Annotated in this window: 1 protein-coding gene; it reads right to left on the bottom strand. The window is 52.8% G+C overall.

Going from position 1 to position 1,446, the window contains the following annotated elements; all coding sequences use genetic code 11:
* Window positions 1–34 precede the first annotated feature (34 nt).
* Window positions 35–1,404, bottom strand: a protein-coding gene (locus tag J1G35_RS30560) for an IS3 family transposase (protein ID WP_262417483.1) whose coding sequence is annotated in 2 segments (ribosomal slippage) — window positions 35–924 and window positions 924–1,404 — 1,371 coding nt in all. Because the reading frame shifts where the segments join, the coding sequence is not laid out codon by codon here.
* Window positions 1,405–1,446 lie beyond the last annotated feature (42 nt).

The raw sequence follows: 1,446 nt of genomic DNA, 5'->3' as shown, positions 1-1,446 counted from the left end.
TGAACTGACCCCACAAAGCTGGACGATTACATGTCTATGCCTGAGCGGCCTGAGTTCTGTATCCCACAGGACTCAGGCCATTTAGCTTCAGCTTGATACGCGAGTGATTGTAATAGGTTATGTACTCATCGATGCCTGCGTGAAGCTCATCGAGGTCGTTAAATTTGTTCAGATAGAAGAACTCGGACTTCAGTGTGCCGAAGAAGCTTTCCATGGCTGCATTATCGTAACAGTTGCCTTTACGCGACATGCTCGGTGTGATTGAGCGCTCGTTGAGCTTTCGATAGTAAATGGGCATCCGGTACTGCCAGCCCTGGTCGGAGTGCAAGATCGGCTTTTCATGCGGCTGAAGTCGCTCAAATGCGCCACTCAGCATCTTCCCGACCATGTCGAACAGCGGCCGTCTGGCGACTTCATAGGAAATAATTTCGCCGTTGTAGAGATCCAAAATCGGCGACAGATACAGCTTCTGACCACTGACTTTGAACTCGGTAACGTCGGTTACCCATTTTTGATTGGGCTGCGGCGCCTCGAACTCACGCTTCAGAAGATTAGGCGCCGCCTTGCCTACTTCCCCCTTGTACGCTCGGTATTTCTTCACCCGCACCAGGCTCTTTAGCCCGAGCTGCGCCATCAACCGCTGAACCGTCTTGTGGTTGACGCGGTGACCCGCGTTTCGGACCGCAGCTGTTATCCGGCGATAACCGTATCGACCCTTGTGCTGGTCGAACGTCGAGCGAATCCGGGTTTTTAGATCCGTATATTTGTCCGCTGCTTGCAGCGCCTTTTGCTGATAGTAAAACGTGCTGCGCGCCAATCCGGCTACTTTCAGCAAGCCTTCTAAAGGGTGCCGCTGCCTCAGCTCAATTACGATTTGCGCTTTTTCTGCTGCGCTGCTCGTTTCTTCTGAACCAAGGCATCCAGCTTTTTTAGGTAGTCATTTTCCATCCGCAACTGCTTCAGCTCGGCAAGCAACTCATCACGTGTGCGTGAGTCGTCATCGGGTGAGTCGGGTTGAACAGGGGGAATGGGTATTGGCATTTTTTTCGGACGTCTGGCTTTTTTAGGCTGCGTGGTCAGGGCATCAAAACCGCCCTCATCATAGCGGCGCTCCCAAAGACCGATGATGCCGAACCTGCGGATGTCGAACAAGGCCGCCGTTTGCCTATAGGAAAGCTGCTCTTCGCGCATGCGTGTCAAAACAGACAGTTTAAAATCGGTGCTGTAGCGCTGCAGTTTTTTCTCTTTCAGCCCAGCGGCGCCATGCACCTGATAGGCCGCAACCCACTGGCGAAGGGATGAAAAGTCCACATTGTGACGGTGTGCTACATCCCTCAAACCCGCGCCACCGGAACAATAGTCCTGCACCGCTACCAGTTTTACTTGCTCTGTGTACTTACCCATGACACCCCCAAAGGTTGTGTCCAATCTTTGGGGGTCAGTTCA

Origin of the sequence: Pseudomonas sp. SH10-3B (assembly GCF_019891415.1) — a bacterium.
Classification (GTDB): domain Bacteria; phylum Pseudomonadota; class Gammaproteobacteria; order Pseudomonadales; family Pseudomonadaceae; genus Aquipseudomonas.
The sequence above is the reverse complement of the archived record's forward strand: the minus strand, read 5'-3'. Positions and strand labels throughout refer to the sequence as shown.